16 protein-coding genes are annotated in these 19,254 nt (G+C 40.8%); 11 read left to right on the top strand and 5 right to left on the bottom strand.

Annotated elements, in window-relative coordinates:
• Window positions 1–75: 75 nt before the first annotated feature.
• The gene (locus BUC07_RS09780; RefSeq protein ID WP_073168899.1) at window positions 76–1,281 is read right to left on the bottom strand and encodes an ATP-binding protein; all 1,206 of its coding nucleotides are present in this window, start codon (window positions 1,279–1,281) and stop codon (window positions 76–78) included.
• A gap of 189 nt (window positions 1,282–1,470) precedes the next feature.
• On the opposite strand from BUC07_RS09780, the gene BUC07_RS09775 reads away from it, so the two are divergent.
• From BUC07_RS09775 to BUC07_RS09735, 9 genes are all read left to right on the top strand, one after another.
• Window positions 1,471–4,548 (top strand): sensor histidine kinase, encoded by a 3,078-nt coding sequence (locus tag BUC07_RS09775; protein ID WP_073168897.1) that lies wholly within the window; start codon window positions 1,471–1,473, stop codon window positions 4,546–4,548.
• Window positions 4,549–4,587: 39 nt separating this feature from the next.
• On the top strand, window positions 4,588–6,924 hold the full coding sequence (locus tag BUC07_RS09770) for a redoxin family protein (protein ID WP_073168895.1): 2,337 nt from the start codon (window positions 4,588–4,590) through the stop codon (window positions 6,922–6,924).
• A gap of 331 nt (window positions 6,925–7,255) precedes the next feature.
• Window positions 7,256–7,771: an OmpH/Skp family outer membrane protein gene (locus tag BUC07_RS09765; RefSeq protein ID WP_073168894.1), complete on the top strand. Its 516-nt coding sequence runs from the start codon at window positions 7,256–7,258 to the stop codon at window positions 7,769–7,771.
• 166 nt (window positions 7,772–7,937) lie between these two features.
• The gene (locus BUC07_RS09760; protein WP_073168892.1) at window positions 7,938–10,310 is read left to right on the top strand and encodes a TlpA family protein disulfide reductase; all 2,373 of its coding nucleotides are present in this window, start codon (window positions 7,938–7,940) and stop codon (window positions 10,308–10,310) included.
• 335 nt (window positions 10,311–10,645) lie between these two features.
• Window positions 10,646–11,032, top strand: a complete 387-nt coding sequence (locus BUC07_RS20910) for a hypothetical protein (protein WP_073168890.1) — start codon at window positions 10,646–10,648, stop codon at window positions 11,030–11,032.
• Window positions 11,007–11,750 (top strand): LytR/AlgR family response regulator transcription factor, encoded by a 744-nt coding sequence (locus BUC07_RS09750; RefSeq protein WP_073168888.1) that lies wholly within the window; start codon window positions 11,007–11,009, stop codon window positions 11,748–11,750. The genes BUC07_RS20910 and BUC07_RS09750 overlap by 26 nt, the downstream gene beginning before the upstream one ends.
• Window positions 11,751–11,940: 190 nt before the next feature.
• The gene (locus BUC07_RS09745; RefSeq protein ID WP_073168886.1) at window positions 11,941–12,558 is read left to right on the top strand and encodes a type IV toxin-antitoxin system AbiEi family antitoxin domain-containing protein; all 618 of its coding nucleotides are present in this window, start codon (window positions 11,941–11,943) and stop codon (window positions 12,556–12,558) included.
• A complete protein-coding gene (locus tag BUC07_RS09740; RefSeq protein WP_073168884.1) occupies window positions 12,555–13,337 on the top strand; it encodes a nucleotidyl transferase AbiEii/AbiGii toxin family protein in 783 nt (260 codons plus the stop codon). Before BUC07_RS09745 ends, BUC07_RS09740 begins: the two co-directional genes overlap by 4 nt.
• A gap of 13 nt (window positions 13,338–13,350) precedes the next feature.
• Window positions 13,351–13,599 carry a hypothetical protein gene (locus BUC07_RS09735; RefSeq protein WP_073168883.1) on the top strand — a complete coding sequence of 83 codons (249 nt, stop codon included), beginning with the start codon at window positions 13,351–13,353 and terminating at the stop codon, window positions 13,597–13,599.
• Here the strand turns inward: BUC07_RS09735 and BUC07_RS09730 are convergent.
• The 3 genes from BUC07_RS09730 to BUC07_RS09720 form a co-directional block, all read right to left on the bottom strand.
• Complete coding sequence (locus BUC07_RS09730; protein ID WP_073168881.1) at window positions 13,577–13,876, bottom strand: hypothetical protein; 300 nt, start codon at window positions 13,874–13,876, stop codon at window positions 13,577–13,579. The genes BUC07_RS09735 and BUC07_RS09730 overlap by 23 nt on opposite strands.
• Window positions 13,877–13,968: 92 nt before the next feature.
• Window positions 13,969–14,406: a DUF4395 domain-containing protein gene (locus BUC07_RS09725; protein ID WP_073168880.1), complete on the bottom strand. Its 438-nt coding sequence runs from the start codon at window positions 14,404–14,406 to the stop codon at window positions 13,969–13,971.
• Between the two features lie 230 nt (window positions 14,407–14,636).
• A complete protein-coding gene (locus BUC07_RS09720; RefSeq protein ID WP_073168878.1) occupies window positions 14,637–14,852 on the bottom strand; it encodes a hypothetical protein in 216 nt (71 codons plus the stop codon).
• Between the two features lie 292 nt (window positions 14,853–15,144).
• Between BUC07_RS09720 and BUC07_RS09715 the strand changes: the two genes are divergently transcribed.
• Both BUC07_RS09715 and pulA read left to right on the top strand, forming a co-directional pair.
• On the top strand, window positions 15,145–15,690 hold the full coding sequence (locus tag BUC07_RS09715) for a hypothetical protein (RefSeq protein WP_073168876.1): 546 nt from the start codon (window positions 15,145–15,147) through the stop codon (window positions 15,688–15,690).
• Entirely contained in the window at window positions 15,690–17,636 is a 1,947-nt protein-coding gene (gene pulA, locus BUC07_RS09710; protein ID WP_073168875.1) for a type I pullulanase, read from the top strand. Before BUC07_RS09715 ends, pulA begins: the two co-directional genes overlap by 1 nt.
• Window positions 17,637–17,649: 13 nt before the next feature.
• On the opposite strand, the gene BUC07_RS09705 is transcribed toward pulA, so the two are convergent.
• Window positions 17,650–19,137 (bottom strand): B12-binding domain-containing radical SAM protein, encoded by a 1,488-nt coding sequence (locus tag BUC07_RS09705; RefSeq protein ID WP_073168873.1) that lies wholly within the window; start codon window positions 19,135–19,137, stop codon window positions 17,650–17,652.
• Window positions 19,138–19,254 lie beyond the last annotated feature (117 nt).

The following is a 19,254-nucleotide window of genomic DNA, read 5'->3' as shown; positions in this document are numbered from 1 at the left end:
CCAGCTCCAAAAGGCACACAGCTTCTGTTTACCAAACAGGGTTGTGTGCCTTTTTTTTGTGGAGGTAATTCGTTGTTATTTTCCACTCATCAACTTCCAAACCGGAACAACAAGGATTGTTTTTCCATTTTTTTCAATGTGGTCCTCCTGATTAAATGTAAAAATATATCCCTCTTCAAATTTAAGTTCATCCATTGCCTCCGTCAAGCCATTTATTTCTCTTGATAGGTTGTCATTGTTTAATTCATAGCAAACCTGTGCAATCATTTCAACCCTGCTGTTTTGGGATACAATAAAATCACACTCCCCGGTTTTTCTGAAATAATAAATTTCCTTTTCAAGCCTTTTCAAGTGGATAAATACTTTGTTTTCAAGTAATCTACCACGATCTTTTGAAAAAGAAAGTGACAATATTGAAATTAACCCGGTATCAACCGCATAAACTTTTTTAGGATTGACAGCCTGCTGTTTTAAGGAGAAACTAAAGCGGGGTACGGTATAAAACAGAAAAGCGTCTTCGAAATAGGAAATATATGATCGCACAGAGTTAACAGATCCTAAATCAAAATTTTTTGACAGTTTGTTGTATGAAAACTCTTTTCCAACATTGTTGGCCAGGTAAACCCCCAACTCCTGCAATGCTTTGGGATTTCTTAATCCATGCCTTACTACAATATCACGGTAAATCAAATCATTATAGAGATTCAGCAAAACTTCCCTTTTTTTCGAAATTAGAAACTCCGGGAATCCTCCCGAATTTAAGTATTCAGAAAAGCTTTCAATCCCTGTGCTTAAGTTGAGGTGCTTTAAAAATTCTGTATATGAAAAAGGAAAAATTTCATACATGATCTGCCTTCCGGTCAGGCTTGTTCCCAATTCTTTACTTAAAATTCGTGCATTTGAACCGGTTAGTATCACTTTCTTTTTTTGATCGTGCAAAACACGAATATACCTTTCCCAGCCTTCAACATTCTGAATTTCATCGAAAAGGAATGTATCGTTGCTGGATTCAAATATTTTTTCAAGTTTAAAAAAGTCATTGACTTCAAATGCAGTGAGCCGGGGATCTTCAAAGCTGAAGTAGTTATATTGCTGTAATTTGTTTTTCAATTGAAGCAACACGGTACTTTTTCCGCTTCGCCGTATTCCGGTAAGAATGGTAATATGTGGCTCTTCCAAATCTATTTCTTCAAGAATTTCCCGGGGAGTTCCTTCCGGTAATTTATCGAGGTAACTGTTTTGATACTCAAAAACTTCTTTTATTTGACTTTCCAGCAGCATAATCAAATTATTTTCTCAAAAGTACATACTTTTCATTACTAATGCAAACTTTTATGCATTGCTAATGCAAGCTCTTTTTTGTTTGTTTGCCTGCTCGCCGTTTAATAACCCAACTCTACCGTTTAATAAGTTTCCCTTTTCATTTTCAGCTTTTTGTACCACCTTTGGGTAAACCAATTTTTAACGGGTATGAAACGGAAAATTTTTATTTTGGCTTTTGTTGCCTTTTTTCTGATAAACTTTTTCACATCAGCGCAAAACGAAAAAATTGTTCTGCAGCCCGAAAACGGAAAAGAATACATTTATGAGTTTATAGAAACAAAATATGTTTTGCCTGAAAATCAACAACGTTTCGACGAATATATTAAAACGAAAAGCCTGAGAATAAGGTGCGTGACACTGCAACCCGAAAACAAAGAGTACCTGTTGGTTTCGGTAATTGAAAACAAGGCCGAAAATCCGGAATTAATTCCGCCACGGTATAAAGATTACCGTTTCCCTGAATTTAGAGACGCATTTTACGAAAACCGTTACGACAGTTTTTGGGAAGAGTTGTTGCCGTGGATAGATTTCTATCAATATGAATTTGATCGGGAAACTATGGAACTGAAACTGCACAACCGGGCAGAGGTTTTGGAGGAAGTCCGCAATCTGCTCCGGCGAAAAGGATTTGATGAAAAAGCAGTTGAGCGGCACACTTCCGATTTTAACACCGAAGGAATTCCTCAAATTACACAACACCTGCAATCGATATTAATGGTTTCAGAACCGGAATTCGAAGTTGAGGGAATTGAACCTTCTGCATTCAAAGAAAACAGGACGGTTACAGATTCACTCTTCACTTATCATCTGACAAAACAGAAAATTGAACCCGGGTTGCACAGCCGGCATTTTTCGTATCAAGCAGAAAAAAAGTATTTGATTGAAAATACGACAACTCAAATCGATTCTTCAAAATATGCACTGTGGGCGTATGGCGAACCACACCGACTTATTTACACCGAGAATAAAACCCATCTGCAATCAATTAAAAACATTTCTGAAAACCGAATTATCATTTCCGGGAAGGTTGACAATACCAAACAGAAAAAGGTAATTGTTGGTTATTTGCGCGAACCGTTCGGTGAAGAACTTTACCAGAAAACTGTTTTTCTGGATGAAAACAATGCATTCAGGCTGGAAACGGATTTAAAACATGCCGGGCTGATTTATATTCAATTTGGACAGACAAACCGGGTGGATGATATTCCCCTGCTGGCGTTTTATGCCGAACCGGGAAATGATATTCATTTTGAAGCCAAAGGAGAAACATTTCCGTGGGAGGTGAAATTCTCGGGAGATAACCACCAGGCCTCCCAACTGATTTACAACTTTTGGAAAGAGTATGGTTTGTTTTACCAAAATTTCAATTTCAACTTTCTTTACCTGGATGGCAGGAAAATAAAATATTCCGGGTTGCAAAATGCACTGATGAACAAAGATTTATTCATTGAAAAATATCGGAACCAGATTTCTGAGCCCGTCTTTAATTTTGTCACAACTGAATTAAATGCTTTTTTACTGACCGGGGCACTTTATTATTTAAACCTGATAGAGCAAATCAATAACGTTGCGTTTGGAAGGCTTTATTTTCCTGAAGAGGATAAAGTGGATGTTAAATTTCTTGAAAGTTTAGTTCGTGATTTTTACCTGCATCGCAACTACAACGATTACGGCATCCATTCCCGCCAACTGGCAGACGATTTTTTGAGTTATCAAATTTCGAAAATGAATCGAATTGGCAATTTCAGAACTTCCAATCGGTTTAATGCTCCGGTTCAGTCAGGGTGGCGCTATTTCGGTGATTTACCCCAAAAAGTTGAACTCACTAAAACTGTTTTAACCGGTCACGCACTTTACAGTCATTTAGCAGAAACCCTTTTGCAGGAAAAAATGAACACGCTCGATTATTCCTCACAAGATCAGCGAATTATTCAAAATGAAATTACCAGGCACCTCGATTTAATGCTGCGCCTGGTGAATAACCGGGAATTTGCAAACGCCATTGAAAAGTTGATGGAAAACCACCTGAAATGGCAAAACGAAAATTACGTGCCTGAAACGCAGTTTTTAAATCCGGAAGGAGAACCGATTTATTTTTCAGACTTTTTCGAAGAAAAACCCACCGTTTTTTACATCACAGACATTTGGGAACGGGAACGCTATTTCTGGGATGACCTGGCCAAAGAAAATCCTGAAATCAATTTTGTGCTGGTGATGGAAGGCAGCAATTTTGAGGACTGGCAAAATTATATTGAACGGGCAAATCCCGTAGCTCACCAGCTTTTCCTGGCGAATCATAACCAGCAATTGCGCAACATTTTCAAAAAAGATCGCTATCATTTTATCGCTTACGATAAAGACGGGAAACGGGTAGGTTTTGGCGAAAACCCCATTGATGTCATGAACCTGGCCAAACACAGCCTGATGGTAAAAAAAAAGGAACTCGATAAATCCCAACTTCAACTAATAATCTATGTTTTAATTGGAATTCTTCTACTTGTTACTATTAGCTTGTTAACATGGAAATGGAGGGCTCGTCAGCATTTCCGGAAAGAGCAACAGCAGCGGCGTTTGCGCGAGCTGGAACTCACAGCCATCCGGTCGCAAATGAACCCCCATTTTTTATTTAACTGTCTCAACTCAGTGCAAAACCTGGTGCAGCAAAACAAGGGCCGCGAGGCGCATTTGTATTTATCAGACTTTGCCGGGCTCATCCGCAAAGTGCTGCAAAACTCCGAAAAAGAAGAGGTTTCGCTGGCCGAAGAACTGGAAACCGTTGAACAGTACCTCAACCTCGAAAAACTGCGGTTCGATTTCAATTTTCAGATAACAATAGGTGAAGGAATCGATCCCCACAACACACCGGTTCCGTCCATGCTGCTGCAGCCGTTTGCCGAAAATGGCGTGATTCACGGCTTGCAGAATAAAGAGGGAGAGCGGAAGCTGAAGATTGAAGTTTTGAGAGAGCACACGCACTTAGCGGCTGATAACCGCTTAGCGCATACTTCTTTTATTTTGATTCGTATCGAAGACAATGGCATTGGCCGGCCGGCGGCAGAAAAACTGGCCACAGCCAAAAACGGCAAAGGCTCCAAACTGATGCAGGAGCGGTTGAAAATCATGCAGGAAAAGCAGGGCGAAAAATACCGGCTGCAAATCACCGATCTCACCGATAACGACGAAACCGGCACGCGGGTGGAGATTTGGGTGCCGGAGGAGAAGTAAAATTTTTTCGTAAATTGAATAACTAAAAATCAAACAGCCATGAACAAATTTGTTTTAATTTCAGTGCTGATATTTCTGGCCGTCTCGGCCGCCGCACAAAACGTAATCGAAAATCCCCGTTACGGGATTAAATCTACCAACTACATTGAGCTGACAAAAGTTGAACTAACCGACGATGCCACTATTTTATCGTTTCATGTGACCATTCCGCAAAACAACTGGGTGGCCATTCATGAAAAGAGTTACATCCAGCCCGTTGGAGACACCACAAAATTCTACATCACCAAAGCCGAAGGGGCTGAAATCGGGGTTCAGGTGCATTGGGAAAAAGACCGGATGGAAGAAATTTCGTACCAGTTGTTTTTTCCACCAGTAAATTCCGATGTCACTAAAATTGATTTTGGCGAACCTGTGGCCAACAGCTGGAATTTTTACGATGTCGAAATCAGGGAAATACCCCACCGTTCCCCGGTGCCTGATGAGTTGCTCGGCAACTGGTTTTCAACCGGAACCGGAAACTGGGCATTCAGCTTTTTCGATTCGCTGGCGGTTTACGACGGCAAAACCTGGGAATATGCTTCTGTGTTTCCTACTGACGATGGGTTTGAAATCAAACTGAAAAATCAGGAGGCAGAAACAATGTTGCATTGCATTTCTAAAGATAAAAATCAATGTGTAATGCAATCTGAAAACGGCCCGCTTTCAACCTACTCGAAAGATGCCGGCCTGTTAGCAATAATGAAGGACGACGGACCTTTCGGTGTTCCGCTGGTAAATCCCGGGAAGGTGGTTTACAGCGGTTTTATCCAGGGATATTCGCCGCGGCTGGGAGTGAGCACCGGCATGATCCGTCATTTAAACCCGATGAACAACCAAATGGAAAATTATGTTATTCGCATTCAAAAAAACGGAAGTTTCTCGGTTGAGTTTCCCCTTGATTTACCACAGGAAATTTCAGTCAGTTTGCCTTCGGGTGGCGAACGCGTATTCTTCGAGCCCGGCAAGTCGCTGTTTCATTTAACAAATTCGAAATTAAAAGATTACCCTTCGCTTTTTATGGGCGAAAGCGCTGCTGTAAATTATGGACTGCATGAAACAATGGAAGTGGCAACACCGCAGATGGCATTTATCGATGGAATTATCGGAATGCCGGACGAAGAATACATCGATTACGTTCTCGAAACAAAGAAAAATGAGTTGGAACGGTTAGAGAACCTTCAAAATGAAAAGACCATCGACAAAAAAGCATTACAAATAAGAAAGTTCGATATTGATTTCAGGGCGGCAAACAATGCCCTCCGGTACAACGGAAATGTGAACCTGGCAAAAATTTATGCCAACCAGAAGTTAAATGAGGCCGAACAAATAGCTATTGTTCCGCTGGACTTCAACCTAAGCTTGCTAAGTAAATTTAATGATACGCCTGTAAAATCTGATTTGGCATTTGTCAGCAATGAATATTTCTCGCTTTTGCAGTCGCTCAAATACATGGATCTGGTGCGTCAGCAGGGAGCCTATTATTATCGACTTTTGGCACTTGAAGAAGAATTAAAGGAGAAGAATACCAACTTCACAGGCGAGGAAAAGGATATGTTTGAGTTCATTCGGCTTTTGGCCGGTAATTACGATGGTGAACAAGCCAGAAATTTTAACCAGACATACCGCGAAGTACTGCTGAAATTTAACGAAAAACACAAAGACGAAATGGTTGAAATTTCAAATCGCTTTTACCTGGAAAATATTGAAACAAATTTAAACGCAATGGAAATTGAGCCGGAAGGATTACCAATGGAAATTATAGCCTTGCAAAATTATTTGGCCGGATTGCAAAACGAAAAGAAACCATTGAATGAGGCTGAATTTGAGGAAGTAAAAGAGGTCGTTAAAACCAATTACCTGAAGGAACTGGTTTTTGCTGAATATTACCGGGAAAAAGCGCAGAGAGAAGTGAGCCGCGATGAGGATACACCGGAATTAAAAACCGAAGGCGACAAGTTATTCGATTCCATCATTCAAAAATTCCGGGGAAAGGTAATTTATGTCGATTTCTGGGCAACCTGGTGCGGACCGTGCCTGGCCGGCATTGAAAAAATAAAACCGCTGAAAGAAGAGTTGGCCGGTGAGGATGTGGTGTTTCTTTATATTACCAATCCAACTTCGCCTGAAAACGAGTATGAAAAGAAAATCCCGGATATTAAAGGCGAGCACGTCCGTGTTTCGGGCGACGAATGGAACTACCTGACGGAAAAATTCAATATTTACGGCATTCCGCACTACGCACTTGTAGATAAAAGCGGGAAAATTGTAAATGCCCATTTAATGCAAATGGAAAACAGTGAACTGAAAAAACGGTTGCTGGAACAACTTGGAAAATAAAAAATTTCGTGAACCTTGGCGTCTTGGTGACTTCGTGGCATTTTCCTTTTCCCGCCACTAAGACTCCAGGGCACGAAGATGAGCCCGCCTGAATGACTCCGTCGGGCAGGAAATCTGCTTCTAAAATGAGAGATTTCTCCTCGCAAACTCGTCGAAATGACTGTCCATAGCTGACTCGCCGGTAGAATTAATTCGTGATTAACAGAAATTTAGAAAAACAGCGCTTCGTTTAAAACAGTTAACATATTGCATGTCGATTTTTAACTTTTGTTAAGTTCGCTTTTGAAATGATTGTTTCAACTTTACTGCAAATAACTAAAAATCAACAATCATGAGAAAATTTACTCCTCTTTGCGTTGCAATTCTTTTCTCCATTATTGCAACTGTTGGAAACGCCCAAACCTTAAAATTCGGGCACATCGATTTGCAGGCGCTGATTCAGGTTATGCCGGAGCGTGAAACCGTTGAAACAGAATTTACTAAATTCCAAACTGACATGGAAGATATTCTGGGCGAAATGCAGACAGACTATCAAACCAAACTGGGCGAATTGGAACAAATGGATGAAAATGTTTCTGAGCTGAAACGCGATTCAAAAATTTCCGAGCTACAAAATTTGAGCGAACGTATTCAGGGCTTTCAGCAAAATGCGCAGCAACAAATTCAGCGAAAATACCAGGAACTGCTTAATCCGCTGTACGAGAAAGCACAGGGAGCAATTAACGAAGTTGCCCGGGAACAGGAACTAATGTACGTTTTTGAAACGGGTTCCAACGTGGTGTTGTATAAATCGAATCAAAGCATCGATTTATTTCCGCTGGTGAAACAAAAACTGGGGATTGAATAAAAGAGTTTTAGAAGGGAAATTGTTTTACATGTATCCTCTGCATGAAGAATTTAGAACTATTCCAAATTAAAAAAATATTGTTAAATTATATTGTACAATGCTAATAGTTATAGGATTATCATTATCTTAATAGCGTAAATTCAAACCAAAACCAGGAACTACTATCATGAAAAAATTAATTGTAACCTTCGCATTTCTCGGGTTCATTCTTTTTAGCCATGCCCAAAAAGTAATCGAATGGCCCGAATTTAAAGGCACAACCGCACCCTTCATCAAAATTTTAAAAATTGAACTGCACGACACCGCCACTGTAATGGATTTGAGGGTGCATTTTGCACCGAACAATTGGATTCGCGTTCCAGAGGAAACATGGATTCAGGACAGCAAAGGCGGTGAAAAACTTTACGTAAAACACGCCAAAGGGATAAAAATAAATGAGAAGCATTTTACACCTGAAAACGGGTTAAATGAATACACGTTGTATTTCCCGCCGGTTGACGATGATGTTAAAACAATCGATTACATGGTATCCGACTGGAAAATATTTGGCATTGAACTGGTTCCCGGAGAGCAATTCTCTTTTTTCCCGGAAGAATTGCTCGGCAGCTGGCTGCGTACCGACGGCAGCAATGAATGGATGTACGGTTTTTTCGACGAATTGGTGATTTACGACAGCGAAATCTGGAAGCAGGTACTCATCAGCCAAAAGGAGGATATTTACCAGTTGATGCTTCAAAAAAAGGGCAAAAAGAAAAAGCTGGTAGTAAAACAAAAAGGAGACAAACTGCTTATCGGCCCGGATGAGGCTAACCTGGAGTTATTTAGCAAAGAACAAACAAGCAAATCAGATTTTGTAATTCCAAACGACGAAGAATTTCAGTTGCCTGTTTTTAACCAGGACACCGCGTATTACAAGGGCTACATAAATGGTTATGATCCGCGAATGGGGGAAACGGGGATGGTTTACGCAGATAATGTTCTTGCATCCGCACAGGAATCCTATCTGATTACGATAAATGACGACGGAACATTTTCTGCAAGTATTCCCATGATTTATCCTCAATTGTTGTATGTCAGATTTATGCGTACCAATGAAAGTATCTATTTTGAACCGGGCAAAACCACTTTCCGGTTTTTCGACTTGTCCAGGCACCACGATGATCCGGAGCCGGGAAATCTGTTTATGGGAGCTACCGAAAAAGTAAACCGTGACTTATTGGCAATGAAAGATATCCGGTATTTTGATTACAACTATATGCGTGAAAAAATTCTGGATATGTCGCCGGAACAATACAAAGAATACAATCTCGAAATAAAAAGAAAAGAACAGGATGCGCTGAAGGAATACATTCAAAACAACCCAGTATGTAAAAAAGCACAGCAAATCAAAGATATGCAGATTACCTACCGCAATGCGCAAAATATTCTCTCTTATAACATGAACCGAACTTCGGCCTATCGAAGGAAAAATAATGTGCCGCGCGATCAACGGGAAATCCCGCTTGAAAACGAAGAGCTGGACAGCGGATTTTTTGATTTTATTGCTGCTGAGGAAATCAATAATCCGCTGGCTGTAACTACCGGCGGCGATTACGACATTTTTATTAACCGGTTAAAGTTTTCGGATCCTGTGCGGCGGGAAGGAATAATAGCTGTTGGAGACCAAGATATTACCGCCGCTGATTTTGAAAAAATGGGAATTACTTTGGATTCACAAAATAAAGAATTGCTGAACCGACTGGCAACATGTGAAACAAAAGATGATCTGGCTGGATTTATGATTAAAGATTCGGCAGAGTACATGGAATTCAGAACAAAATACGATGAGATTTACAGAGAAATCAGATTGGAAAAATTAAATAATATTCGGGAACAAAAACGCAGGGAAGGATTCAGGGAATATTTTGGTTTCGATTCAGGATTTGCATGGGATATCATAAAAGCCCAGGATGTTTCACAGCGAATGAAATCAAGTTTTAAGCCATTGGCTGAATATCAAATTGAAAATTTGCGCAGTGACTTTGAAAACCCATTTATCGTGGATTATTTGCTGGATCAGAGCGCTGAACTTGAAAATGAAATTGCCCGGAAAGAAGAAGCATTCAGCAATAAATCGGGTTTTGTGGTGAATGAAACGCCCGATGCAAAAGACGGTGACCTGTTCGATACCATCATGAAAAAATACGAAGGGAACCTGGTTTTTGTCGATTTTTGGGCCACCTGGTGTGGTCCCTGCCGCTCGGGAATGGAACGGATAAAGCCGCTTAAAGAAGAGCTGAAAAACAGAAACATCAGGTTTGTTTATATTACAAATCCGTCGTCGCCAAAGAAAACCTGGGAAATTCTGATGCCCGATATCGACGGGGAACATTATTACCTGACGCAGGATGAGTGGAACAAAATGGCTGCCCGGTTTAAAGTAAGCGGAATTCCACACTACGTTTTGGTTGGCAAAGACGGTTCTGTATTGAAAGACAAAGTGTATTTTGCTTCATCGAATGCGGAATTGAAAAAGATGTTTGAAGAGTATTTGGATTAATTAGCTCACGCAAAACATTATAAAAGTTTGATTTATAAAAAATTAGTACTGTTTAATTATTTAAAATTTTAAAAATTTATATTATGAACTTAATGCCATTCTTTCCGATGCTAATAATTGTTGTTTTTTATCTGGCGATAATATTTGTCATTCTTTATTTTATTTACAAGTGGGTGAATAAATTTATTTCTTTGAAACAGCAACATAATGATTTGTTAAAGGAAATTATTGTAAAAATGGATTCCAAAAACTAAAAAGATCAACAAAACCTGCACGATATGTAGTTTATCCTGAAAATAGCATTGCAATAAAAATTGGCAGACAAAAAATCTAAAATGAGAACTTTACTCTTTTTATTTGCCTTCATTGTTCACCCTGTTTTCTTGTTTGCACAAACAGAATTCCACCCCAAAAAAAAGAACGCAGAGCGATACAATCAGTTTGAGATTTCTCCAAAATTTAAGCCGCAACCCGACAGCCTTTTTCTTTCAGATACTTTTCCGGGAAACCCTGAGTTTTCGTTTTCGCCCGAAATTGCAACACCCGGTGAAGATAATTTTGACCCTTATCGAATGCCGATAGCCCGGCCGGATGTTAATCTTCGATTTAATATGCCTATTTATGTTCCTGACTCATCGGTGCATTATTACATCAAACAGGCCATGCCAGTGCAGTCGCCTCCAGAAAAAAATAAAAATGAAACTCAAATCCATCATCGTTGACGACGAAAAGCACGGGCGGGAGAACCTGGCCGGAATCCTGCGGGAATATTGCACCGAAGTGGAGTTGCTGGGCGAAGCGGCTTCGGTGGAGGCGGCGCTGTCGCTCATCCGGGAACAACCGCCCCACCTGGTTTTTCTCGATATCGAAATGCCCCGCGCCAACGGGTTTCAACTGCTGGAGCATTTGCAGGACTTCAGTTTCGAGGTAATTTTTGTTACCGCTTACGACAACTACGCCATCAAAGCCATCCGTTTTTCCGCTGCCGATTACATCCTGAAACCCATCAACCGCAACGACCTGAAAGTGGCCGTGGAAAAAGTAGCCGGACGCATCCGCGAAAAGCAGGAAAACCACCGGATGAAACAATTGTACCACAACCTCAGCCAGCCCGGCAATCCGCGCATCGGGCTGCCTTCTGGCGACCGCATCGAATATGTCGATGTGGATAAAATCGTCCGTTGCCAGGGCGAAGGGAATTATACACACATTTATTTTGAAGACGGAAAACATCTGCTGGTGGCTAAAACTTTGGTGGAATTTGAAGATTTGCTGCAGGAGTTCGGTTTCGTGCGGGCACACAAAACGCATCTGGTAAACCTGAAACACGTGGAGGCCTTTCTGAAATCCGGCAGCCTGTTAAACCTCAAAAACGGGGAACAAATCCCGGTGTCGCGGAGGAGAAAAGAAAATGTGGTGGAACGATTGAAAAGGAAATAATATGATTAGGTTGTGATGTGGTTTATTCGACCTCGGGGTCGCAGGTTTATAGAAAATCAAGATTTCTATAAACATTTGACTCCGGCGGAGTCAAACTTTTTTACATAAAATCATTTGGTTTTATTTCTAAAATGCACTATTTTTAATGCAAAATAGAAATAGGAAATCTGCTAACAGATTTTAGTAGCCGATGAATTATCTGGAATTTAAAAACAGGATGTTTGATTTGGGGTGTTTTAATACGCACCAGGTTTATGCCTGGAAGCCGGATTTCGACAGGAACAATTTTGTTCGTTGGGTTAAAAAAGGCCTTTTAATTCGGTTACGACAGGGGTATTACACATTCCCTGAATACAAAAGCAAACCCGACTTTATCCTGTTCTTTGCAAACCGGATTTATCGTCCTTCATACATTAGTCTGCATACTGCCCTTTCATTTTACGGGATTATTCCTGAAGCAGTGATGCAAATTACAAGCGTTACCTCGCTGAAAACAGCAAGTTTTCAAAATGAATTTGGTGAGTATGAATACAAAAGTGTTCGGGAGGAACTGATGTTTGGTTATGATATCAAACCTATTGCCAATGGACATTCACTGCAACTTGCCCGACCCGAAAAAGCTTTGCTGGATCTGCTGTATCTCTATCCCTTTTACAATACAGAAAAGGAAATGGAAGATTTACGACTTGATGAAGATTTTTTACTTGATGAACTCGACCTCTCACGATTGGACAATTATTTATCAAAATTTAAAAGTAAAGCGCTCCCCAAAAGAGTGAATTTATTGAAAAGCACTTATAACTTATGATGCAACTTGAATTGATAAAAAATTTCTTTCACCCGGGAATAAGAGAAAATGCCTCATTTCAAAAATATATGCTGAAAGAATATATCCAGCTGTTAATTCTGGATTTTCTTTCTTCAACCCAATTTATTGAAAAGATTGCTTTTATTGGGGGGACATATTTAAGGCTTGTAAAAGGGATTGATCGTTTCTCCGAAGATCTGGACTTTGATTGCAAAGATTCTTCCAAAGAAGAGTTTACGGAAATGACAGACGCTGTAATAACCTTTTTAAAGCGTGACGGGCTTCGGGTTGAAGTACGTGATCGTGAGAATAAAAAATTGACAGCCTTTCGCAGGAATATCTATTTTCCCGAACTGCTTTTTGAATTAGGTCTTTCCGGACACCGGGAGGAGCGGTTTTTAATTAAAATTGAGAGTGAGGATCAACAAATGCCCTACAAACCGGAAGTAGTTAATATAAAAGGTTGTGGACTATATTTCCCGTTTCCTGTTCCTCCCGATAGTGTAATATGCTCAATGAAAATCTCTGCAATGCTATCGCGCCAAAAAGGAAGGGATTTCTATGACGTGATGTTTTTGCTGGCACAAACTCAACCCGATTATTCGTTTCTTGCTGAAAAGCTAAATATTCATAACCTTGAGGATTTAAAAAATGAAGTGTTCAAAATTTTAGAAACAGTTGAATTGGACAAAAAAAAGAGAGATTTTGAACACCTGTTATTTACTAAAAGAAGCAGTGAGCGGATTCTTTCGGTTAGGGATTTTTTTCAGGATTTATAATAAGCGTGCATAAGTGGGCAAACTAAAAACCAAAATATCACTAATTACCTCCGTCCTGGCAATTATCACGCTGCTCGTTTTTGCCTTTCAACCCGGAAAAGAAAAACCCGAATCGCTGGTGAAACTGAATGCGTTGGTAACTTTCGACGGTAAAAAATTTATGGTTTCCAATAACGACACCCTTGATTACCTAAATGCTGAAATGACGGTGAACGGCTACTACAAACTCACCGGTTTTTTTATTGTTTCACTTTGTTCATGAAATCAGAAGTTGTTTCTGAACCGTCAGCTCCGTAAGAGTCAACAACTGTTCCTTTGGTTCCTGAAGTGGTTTCAACCGCGTAAACGATACTGCTGTCCGAAGGGTTGGTTTCGCCTTCAAAACGATGGTATTCCACCAATGTAACTTCCTCGGCTGGAAATGTTTTTCCGTCAGTAAGTGCCAGTTTCCCGTCTTCGTTTACAGACATGTTTTGCGAAAAGCCTCTTTTTTTCAGCTCTTCAACCGCCTCTACCATTGTATTATACTGATTGTTCATCTTTTAAAATTTTAATTTCCCGGTAAAAGGTAATAAATTCCTTTAGAATGGCAGAAAATTTGGGCAACAATATTTGCTGCTGTTTTTGAGGTTTATTTGTACAATGGCAGAATAAAATAGGTATAAATAATGCAGCCTACACAAATTCCGAATGCAGACTCAAGCGTAGCAAAAAACACCAGGATGCCTGCAACAACCATCGATGCCGTGTAGAGCTGCAGTAAAAACAGCGTGGCAATTACCAGGGTCATTAGAAAGCCCAGGCGGGCAGCAAAAATTTTGGGCGCTTTGTCGATGGGTTTTTTGCTCAGGTGCAGTAGTCGTGCCAGGCCGGCACTGACAAAGCTCACCGGACTGTATTTCGATCGGGTAAACGCCCGGATAAAAAAATCGGCCAGTAGCACCAATGGAAAGATGACAGAGTTAAATACAAACCCGGCAGCCACAATCAAAATGGTGAAAAATGCATTCAGGCGTGTAAGGCGTTCGTTTATTCGTTCGTTGGATACAGGACATACCAATTGTTTCATGACTGTTATTTTTTCGGTTATTAATCGGTTATGACTTCAAATTAAATACAAAAAAGTATTTTATTTAACAAAATGACCGTAAAATGTCTGATTTCCTTACAAAAAAATAACAGTGCGCAAATTGGCAGTTCTAATAACCGGAGTTTGGTTACGAAACCGGAACGGAAATGGGGCCATCAAGAAACACATCGAGCAGTTGGCCGTTTTCATTAAATACGGCAATGCGTTCTTTATTTATCCACATGGCGCACACCGGTCTGCAGTACTGTTCCCATTCCAGAAAAAGTTTCGGCTTTTTCAATTAAATCTTTTTCAAAGTCGTTCGAGAAATTTCGTTCAATCGTTTTCGTGTAAACCCGTTCGGGCTCGTTCTCGTTTTCTTTTTTACAAGAATTAATTCCCAATGTTATCATAAAAATCAGTGAAAGAGACAGAATTTTTTTCATGGGTGAAAGTGTTTTAAATCAGACTTCAAATTTTGAGAAAAAGTTGCGTCAAAGAAATTTTTCATGGAGAAACTATAGTTGTCTGCTTCAGGAAAAATATAATGCTTATTTTCACCCCGCTGGAGAAAGAGCCACCAAAAGAGTATGAAGTGGAAAGTTACAGATGAAAAAAGCAATTTTAACAAATTACTGAAGTGCCCTAATTTTTTGGGTGTTAATATTTTGTGTCTGGTTGATAACTAAACTCCACGCATCAAAAAAATTCTGCTATTTTTGTCGCAAAATGAAGCGGATGAAACGCCTTTTAATACTATTTTTTCTGACAATATTAACGCAACCACTTTGGGCTCAAAACGAAATCGGCCCCGAAGGCCACAAGCTTCTGTGGCTTTTCCTGGTACTTGTAGCCGCAATTGGGGCGTTGTTCTATTTTGTGAAGTTGCCCGCTTTTTCGCAAATAAAAGGAGGGCCGTTCATCAAAAGGAAAAAGGTGAGTATTGCCCTGGTAAAAGATCGCTTGTATTATCCCGATGAACTTATGCTGACTGTTACAAACGAAGGCAATTCTGCGGTTGATATCGATCGCCCATTGCTGGTTCTCAGCAGTATTTGGTATAAACGAAAATTCAAGCTTAAGGGAACCAATAATGCTTCATTTTATCCGTTGTATTTGGACAAAGGGCAAAGCCATTCTTTAAAAATTGATTTAAACCGTTTTTATTCACACGATAAAACCCTTAAAAAACTACCCAAAGCGAGCGTGTTGGTTAAAGAAGTGGAAGGGAAACGACTGGGCACAAAAAGTGTGTTTTTACGAAAAACATTATTTAAGTTTTAATGAGAGACTGGAAATTTAACCATATCGATTTTTCAATTTATCCCTCGTACAAAGGAGATGACCTGGGGGTATTCTGGACACCTGAAAAGACAACGATAAAAATTTGGGCCCCAACAGCAAAAATGATTGAATTCAGGCTTTATAAGGACGGATCGACCGGCGAAGCTTTTCACAAAACCCAGCTGCAGGCCGTGGGCGACGGGACTTGGTCAACTGTTTTGATGGGCGATTACGAGGGTCGGTTTTACACCTTTCGGATTAACGATGGCGAGTGGCTGGCTGAAATGCCGGATATGTACGCCCGTTGTGTTGGTGTGAACGGCAAGCGGGGAATAATTTTCAATCCGCAGAAAACAAATCCTGAAAACTGGCAAAATGACCAGGGGCCGGAGTTGAAAAAATTTACCGATGCCGTAATTTATGAAACACACGTGCGCGATTTTTCCATCTCCGAATCATCCGGCATTCAGCATAAAGGAAAATATTTGGGTTTTACTGAAGAAGAAACCAAAACCGCAAGTGGTGCAGCTACTGGTTTATCGCACCTGAAAGAACTGGGAATAACCCATGTTCACCTGCTGCCGGTGTACGATTTTTATACTGTTGATGAAGAAAAGCCACTCGAAAAATACAACTGGGGATACGATCCGTTGCATTACAATGCGCCGGAAGGTTCCTACGCTACCAATCCGTATGATGGAACAGTGCGGATTAAAGAGTTGAAAAAACTGGTTCAATCGCTTCATGCCAACGGAATTGGAGTTGTTCTCGATGTGGTTTATAATCATACTTTTTTTACCAAAGAATCGGTTTTTAACCAAACCGTGCCGGGCTATTTTTACCGGCAGAAAAAAGATGGCAGTTTTGCCAATGCATCGGGGTGTGGCAACGAAGTAGCCACCGAGCGGGCAATGGTGCGGAAATTTATTGTGGATTCGCTGAAATACTGGGCAAAAGAGTTTCATGTGGATGGGTTCCGGTTCGACCTGATGGGGATTTATGACCTGGAAACCATGAAAATTATCCGCGATGAGCTGGATAAAATCAGGCCCGGAATGTTGCTCTACGGCGAAGGCTGGACAGGCGGCGAAAGCCCGATGCCGGAAGAGAAACGCGCCGTGAAACGCAATAGCCCGAAATTACCCGGTGTGGCCTGTTTTAACGACGACCTCAGGGATGCCCTGAAAGGCAACCACAGCAGCAAAAAAACCAAAGGGTTTGTAAATGGCCTCGAATTGCGTGAGGAGTCAGTGAAGTTTGGCATAGTAGGTGCGGTGCATCATCCGCAAATTGTGTACGACTATGTTGAATCGGCCAAACAACCCTGGGCCAGCGAACCTACCCAATGTATCAACTACGCATCGTGCCACGATAATTATACGCTGTGGGACAAGCTAAAGGCAAGCTGCCCAAAAGCCGGCGACGATGAAATGCGCAAAATGGTGAAACTGGCGGGTGCCATTGTACTCACTTCGCAGGGAATTCCGTTTTTACATGCGGGTGTTGAGTTTTGCCGCACCAAGGGTGGAAATCCGAATTCCTACAAATCGCCTGATACGGTGAACCAAATCGACTGGGCCCGGAAAGAAGAATATCACGACGTTTTTACCTATTACAGGAACCTGATTCATCTGCGGAAAAACCATCCGGCGTTCAGGATGCCATTGACCAGCCAGATTCAAAACCATATTAAATTCTGTACCGAATATAAAATTGGCGTTGTTTCTTATTGCATTTACGGCCGCGAAGTGGGTGATTCGTGGGAAGAAATTCTCCTGATTTTTAACGCCAACCGCAAGGAGACGTTGATTGAACTTCCTGCAGGAAATTACCGGATTGCCGTTAAAGGAGATGAGTTTAATGCAGACGGGCATGGCGATACGGTTTCGGGAGAGCTGAAAGCCGAACCAATTTCAATGACGATACTTGTTAAAACAGAAAATTGAAATCCTAAAACTTTTAAAAGAAATTCATTTTTTTGAACACACGGCGGTAATGGTAGCCGTAAATGGAGTAAGTAATAGCCAGTGGAAAAACTTTCGGGCGGTTGAACAAACTCCAGAAAAACAGCTGCCAGTAATATTTCCGGTCAGTGTCGAAAATACCGATAATGAATACAGATTTTACCATTGCCAGAATTTTATTGGAGGTGAGTTTTGTGCGGACTTTTACCTGTGGGTTGAAATCGTTTAAGAACGTGCGAATGCGCTGATAGAAAGGTTTTCCGGCGTAAATTCCACGGATCACATCGCGGTAACCATTTGCCAAAACCTCTTTATTCATTTTCGGTATAAAATTCATTGTGGCATCGGTGTTGTCGCCTGACATTTTGTTCAGGATGCGGCCCTCTTTGTATAAACGCTGGTACAATCTCGATTTTGTAGGAGCATTCAGCAACCCAACCATAGCTGATATAATTCCGCTTTGCTGTATAAATTCGATTTGCTGTTTGAAAATATTTGGTGTGTCGCTATCGAACCCAACAATAAATCCTCCCTGTACTTCCATTCCGTTATTCTGAATGGATTTTACACTGTCTATCAGGTTACGGTTTCGGTTTTGTGCTTTTTGGCACTCCATTAAACTTGAATCCTGCGGCGTTTCAATTCCCACAAACACCGAGGAAAATCCGGCGCGTGTCATCAATTTCATCAATTCCGGGTCATCTGCCAGGTTTATTGATGCTTCAGTAGAAAATGAGAAAGGATTTCCGTGTGCTTCCATCCATTCAATGAGCGGCGGAAGCAGTTTCTTTTTAAGTACATTTTTATTTCCGATAAAATTATCATCCACAAAAAAGATAGCATCACGGGCTCCTAAATCGTATAAAGACTGGAGCTCGGTTAAAATTTGCTGCGTGGTTTTCATTCGCAATTTATGGCCAAGCAGTGCCGTAATATCGCAAAATTCGCAATTGAACGGGCAACCGCGCGTAAACTGAATACTTTTCGATGAATATTGTTTCAGGTTTATGAGTGAATAATCGGGTGCCGGTGATTGCCGGATATCGGCAAATTCATCGGTTTGGTAAATTTTTTTAGGGTGTCCGTTTTCCAGGTCCCTGAGAAGCCGGGGAAGTGTAATTTCCGCCTCGTTGAGCACCAGGTGATCCACTTCAGCAAACTTTTCAAAATCTTCTGTAAACAAAGGGCCACCAGCCACAATAGTTTTGTTGAATGATTTGCAAAGCTGAATGACTTCAACTGTTGATTTGTATTGTGCTGACATGGCACCTATATAAATAGCATCGGCCCACAAAATGTCTTTTTCTCTGAGTTTTTCAACATTGAGGTCGATAAGTTTTTTTGGCCAGCTTTCCGGAAGCATCGGTGCAATGGTCAGTAACCCGAGCGGCGGATGTGCCGCTTTTTTCGATACAAACTTGAGTGCATGTTTAAAACTCCAAAACGTATCGGGGTATTCCGGGTAAATCATTAAAATTTTCATGGTAATCTGATTTTTAAATCAAAGTTACCAATGGTTCTATTCATGAGGAAATTTTAGGGATTTGTGGCAGGAGAATGTTGCTATTCAGGTACTTTTGGGACGAAAGCCACTGGCGCG

Origin of the sequence: Tangfeifania diversioriginum, from assembly GCF_900141875.1 — a bacterium.
GTDB classification, from domain to species: Bacteria; Bacteroidota; Bacteroidia; order Bacteroidales; family Prolixibacteraceae; genus Tangfeifania; species Tangfeifania diversioriginum.
Note: the sequence above shows the minus strand (reverse complement) of the source record. Positions and strands in the feature narration are given on the sequence as shown.

What these genes read in the sequence shown, in the direction of transcription:
- BUC07_RS09740 (WP_073168884.1), top strand. Translation starts at nt 12,555, where the DNA reads ATGATGCAACTTGAATTGATAAAAAATTTCTTTCACCCGGGAATAAGA.
- BUC07_RS09750 (WP_073168888.1), top strand. Translation starts at nt 11,007, where the DNA reads ATGAAACTCAAATCCATCATCGTTGACGACGAAAAGCACGGGCGGGAG.
- BUC07_RS09780 (WP_073168899.1), bottom strand. Translation starts at nt 1,281, where the DNA reads ATGCTGCTGGAAAGTCAAATAAAAGAAGTTTTTGAGTATCAAAACAGT.
- pulA (WP_073168875.1), top strand. Translation starts at nt 15,690, where the DNA reads ATGAGAGACTGGAAATTTAACCATATCGATTTTTCAATTTATCCCTCG.
- BUC07_RS09715 (WP_073168876.1), top strand. Translation starts at nt 15,145, where the DNA reads ATGAAACGCCTTTTAATACTATTTTTTCTGACAATATTAACGCAACCA.
- BUC07_RS09760 (WP_073168892.1), top strand. Translation starts at nt 7,938, where the DNA reads ATGAAAAAATTAATTGTAACCTTCGCATTTCTCGGGTTCATTCTTTTT.
- BUC07_RS09775 (WP_073168897.1), top strand. Translation starts at nt 1,471, where the DNA reads ATGAAACGGAAAATTTTTATTTTGGCTTTTGTTGCCTTTTTTCTGATA.
- BUC07_RS20910 (WP_073168890.1), top strand. Translation starts at nt 10,646, where the DNA reads ATGAGAACTTTACTCTTTTTATTTGCCTTCATTGTTCACCCTGTTTTC.
- BUC07_RS09770 (WP_073168895.1), top strand. Translation starts at nt 4,588, where the DNA reads ATGAACAAATTTGTTTTAATTTCAGTGCTGATATTTCTGGCCGTCTCG.
- BUC07_RS09705 (WP_073168873.1), bottom strand. Translation starts at nt 19,137, where the DNA reads ATGAAAATTTTAATGATTTACCCGGAATACCCCGATACGTTTTGGAGT.
- BUC07_RS09745 (WP_073168886.1), top strand. Translation starts at nt 11,941, where the DNA reads ATGAATTATCTGGAATTTAAAAACAGGATGTTTGATTTGGGGTGTTTT.
- BUC07_RS09765 (WP_073168894.1), top strand. Translation starts at nt 7,256, where the DNA reads ATGAGAAAATTTACTCCTCTTTGCGTTGCAATTCTTTTCTCCATTATT.
- BUC07_RS09725 (WP_073168880.1), bottom strand. Translation starts at nt 14,406, where the DNA reads ATGAAACAATTGGTATGTCCTGTATCCAACGAACGAATAAACGAACGC.
- BUC07_RS09730 (WP_073168881.1), bottom strand. Translation starts at nt 13,876, where the DNA reads ATGAACAATCAGTATAATACAATGGTAGAGGCGGTTGAAGAGCTGAAA.
- BUC07_RS09720 (WP_073168878.1), bottom strand. Translation starts at nt 14,852, where the DNA reads ATGAAAAAAATTCTGTCTCTTTCACTGATTTTTATGATAACATTGGGA.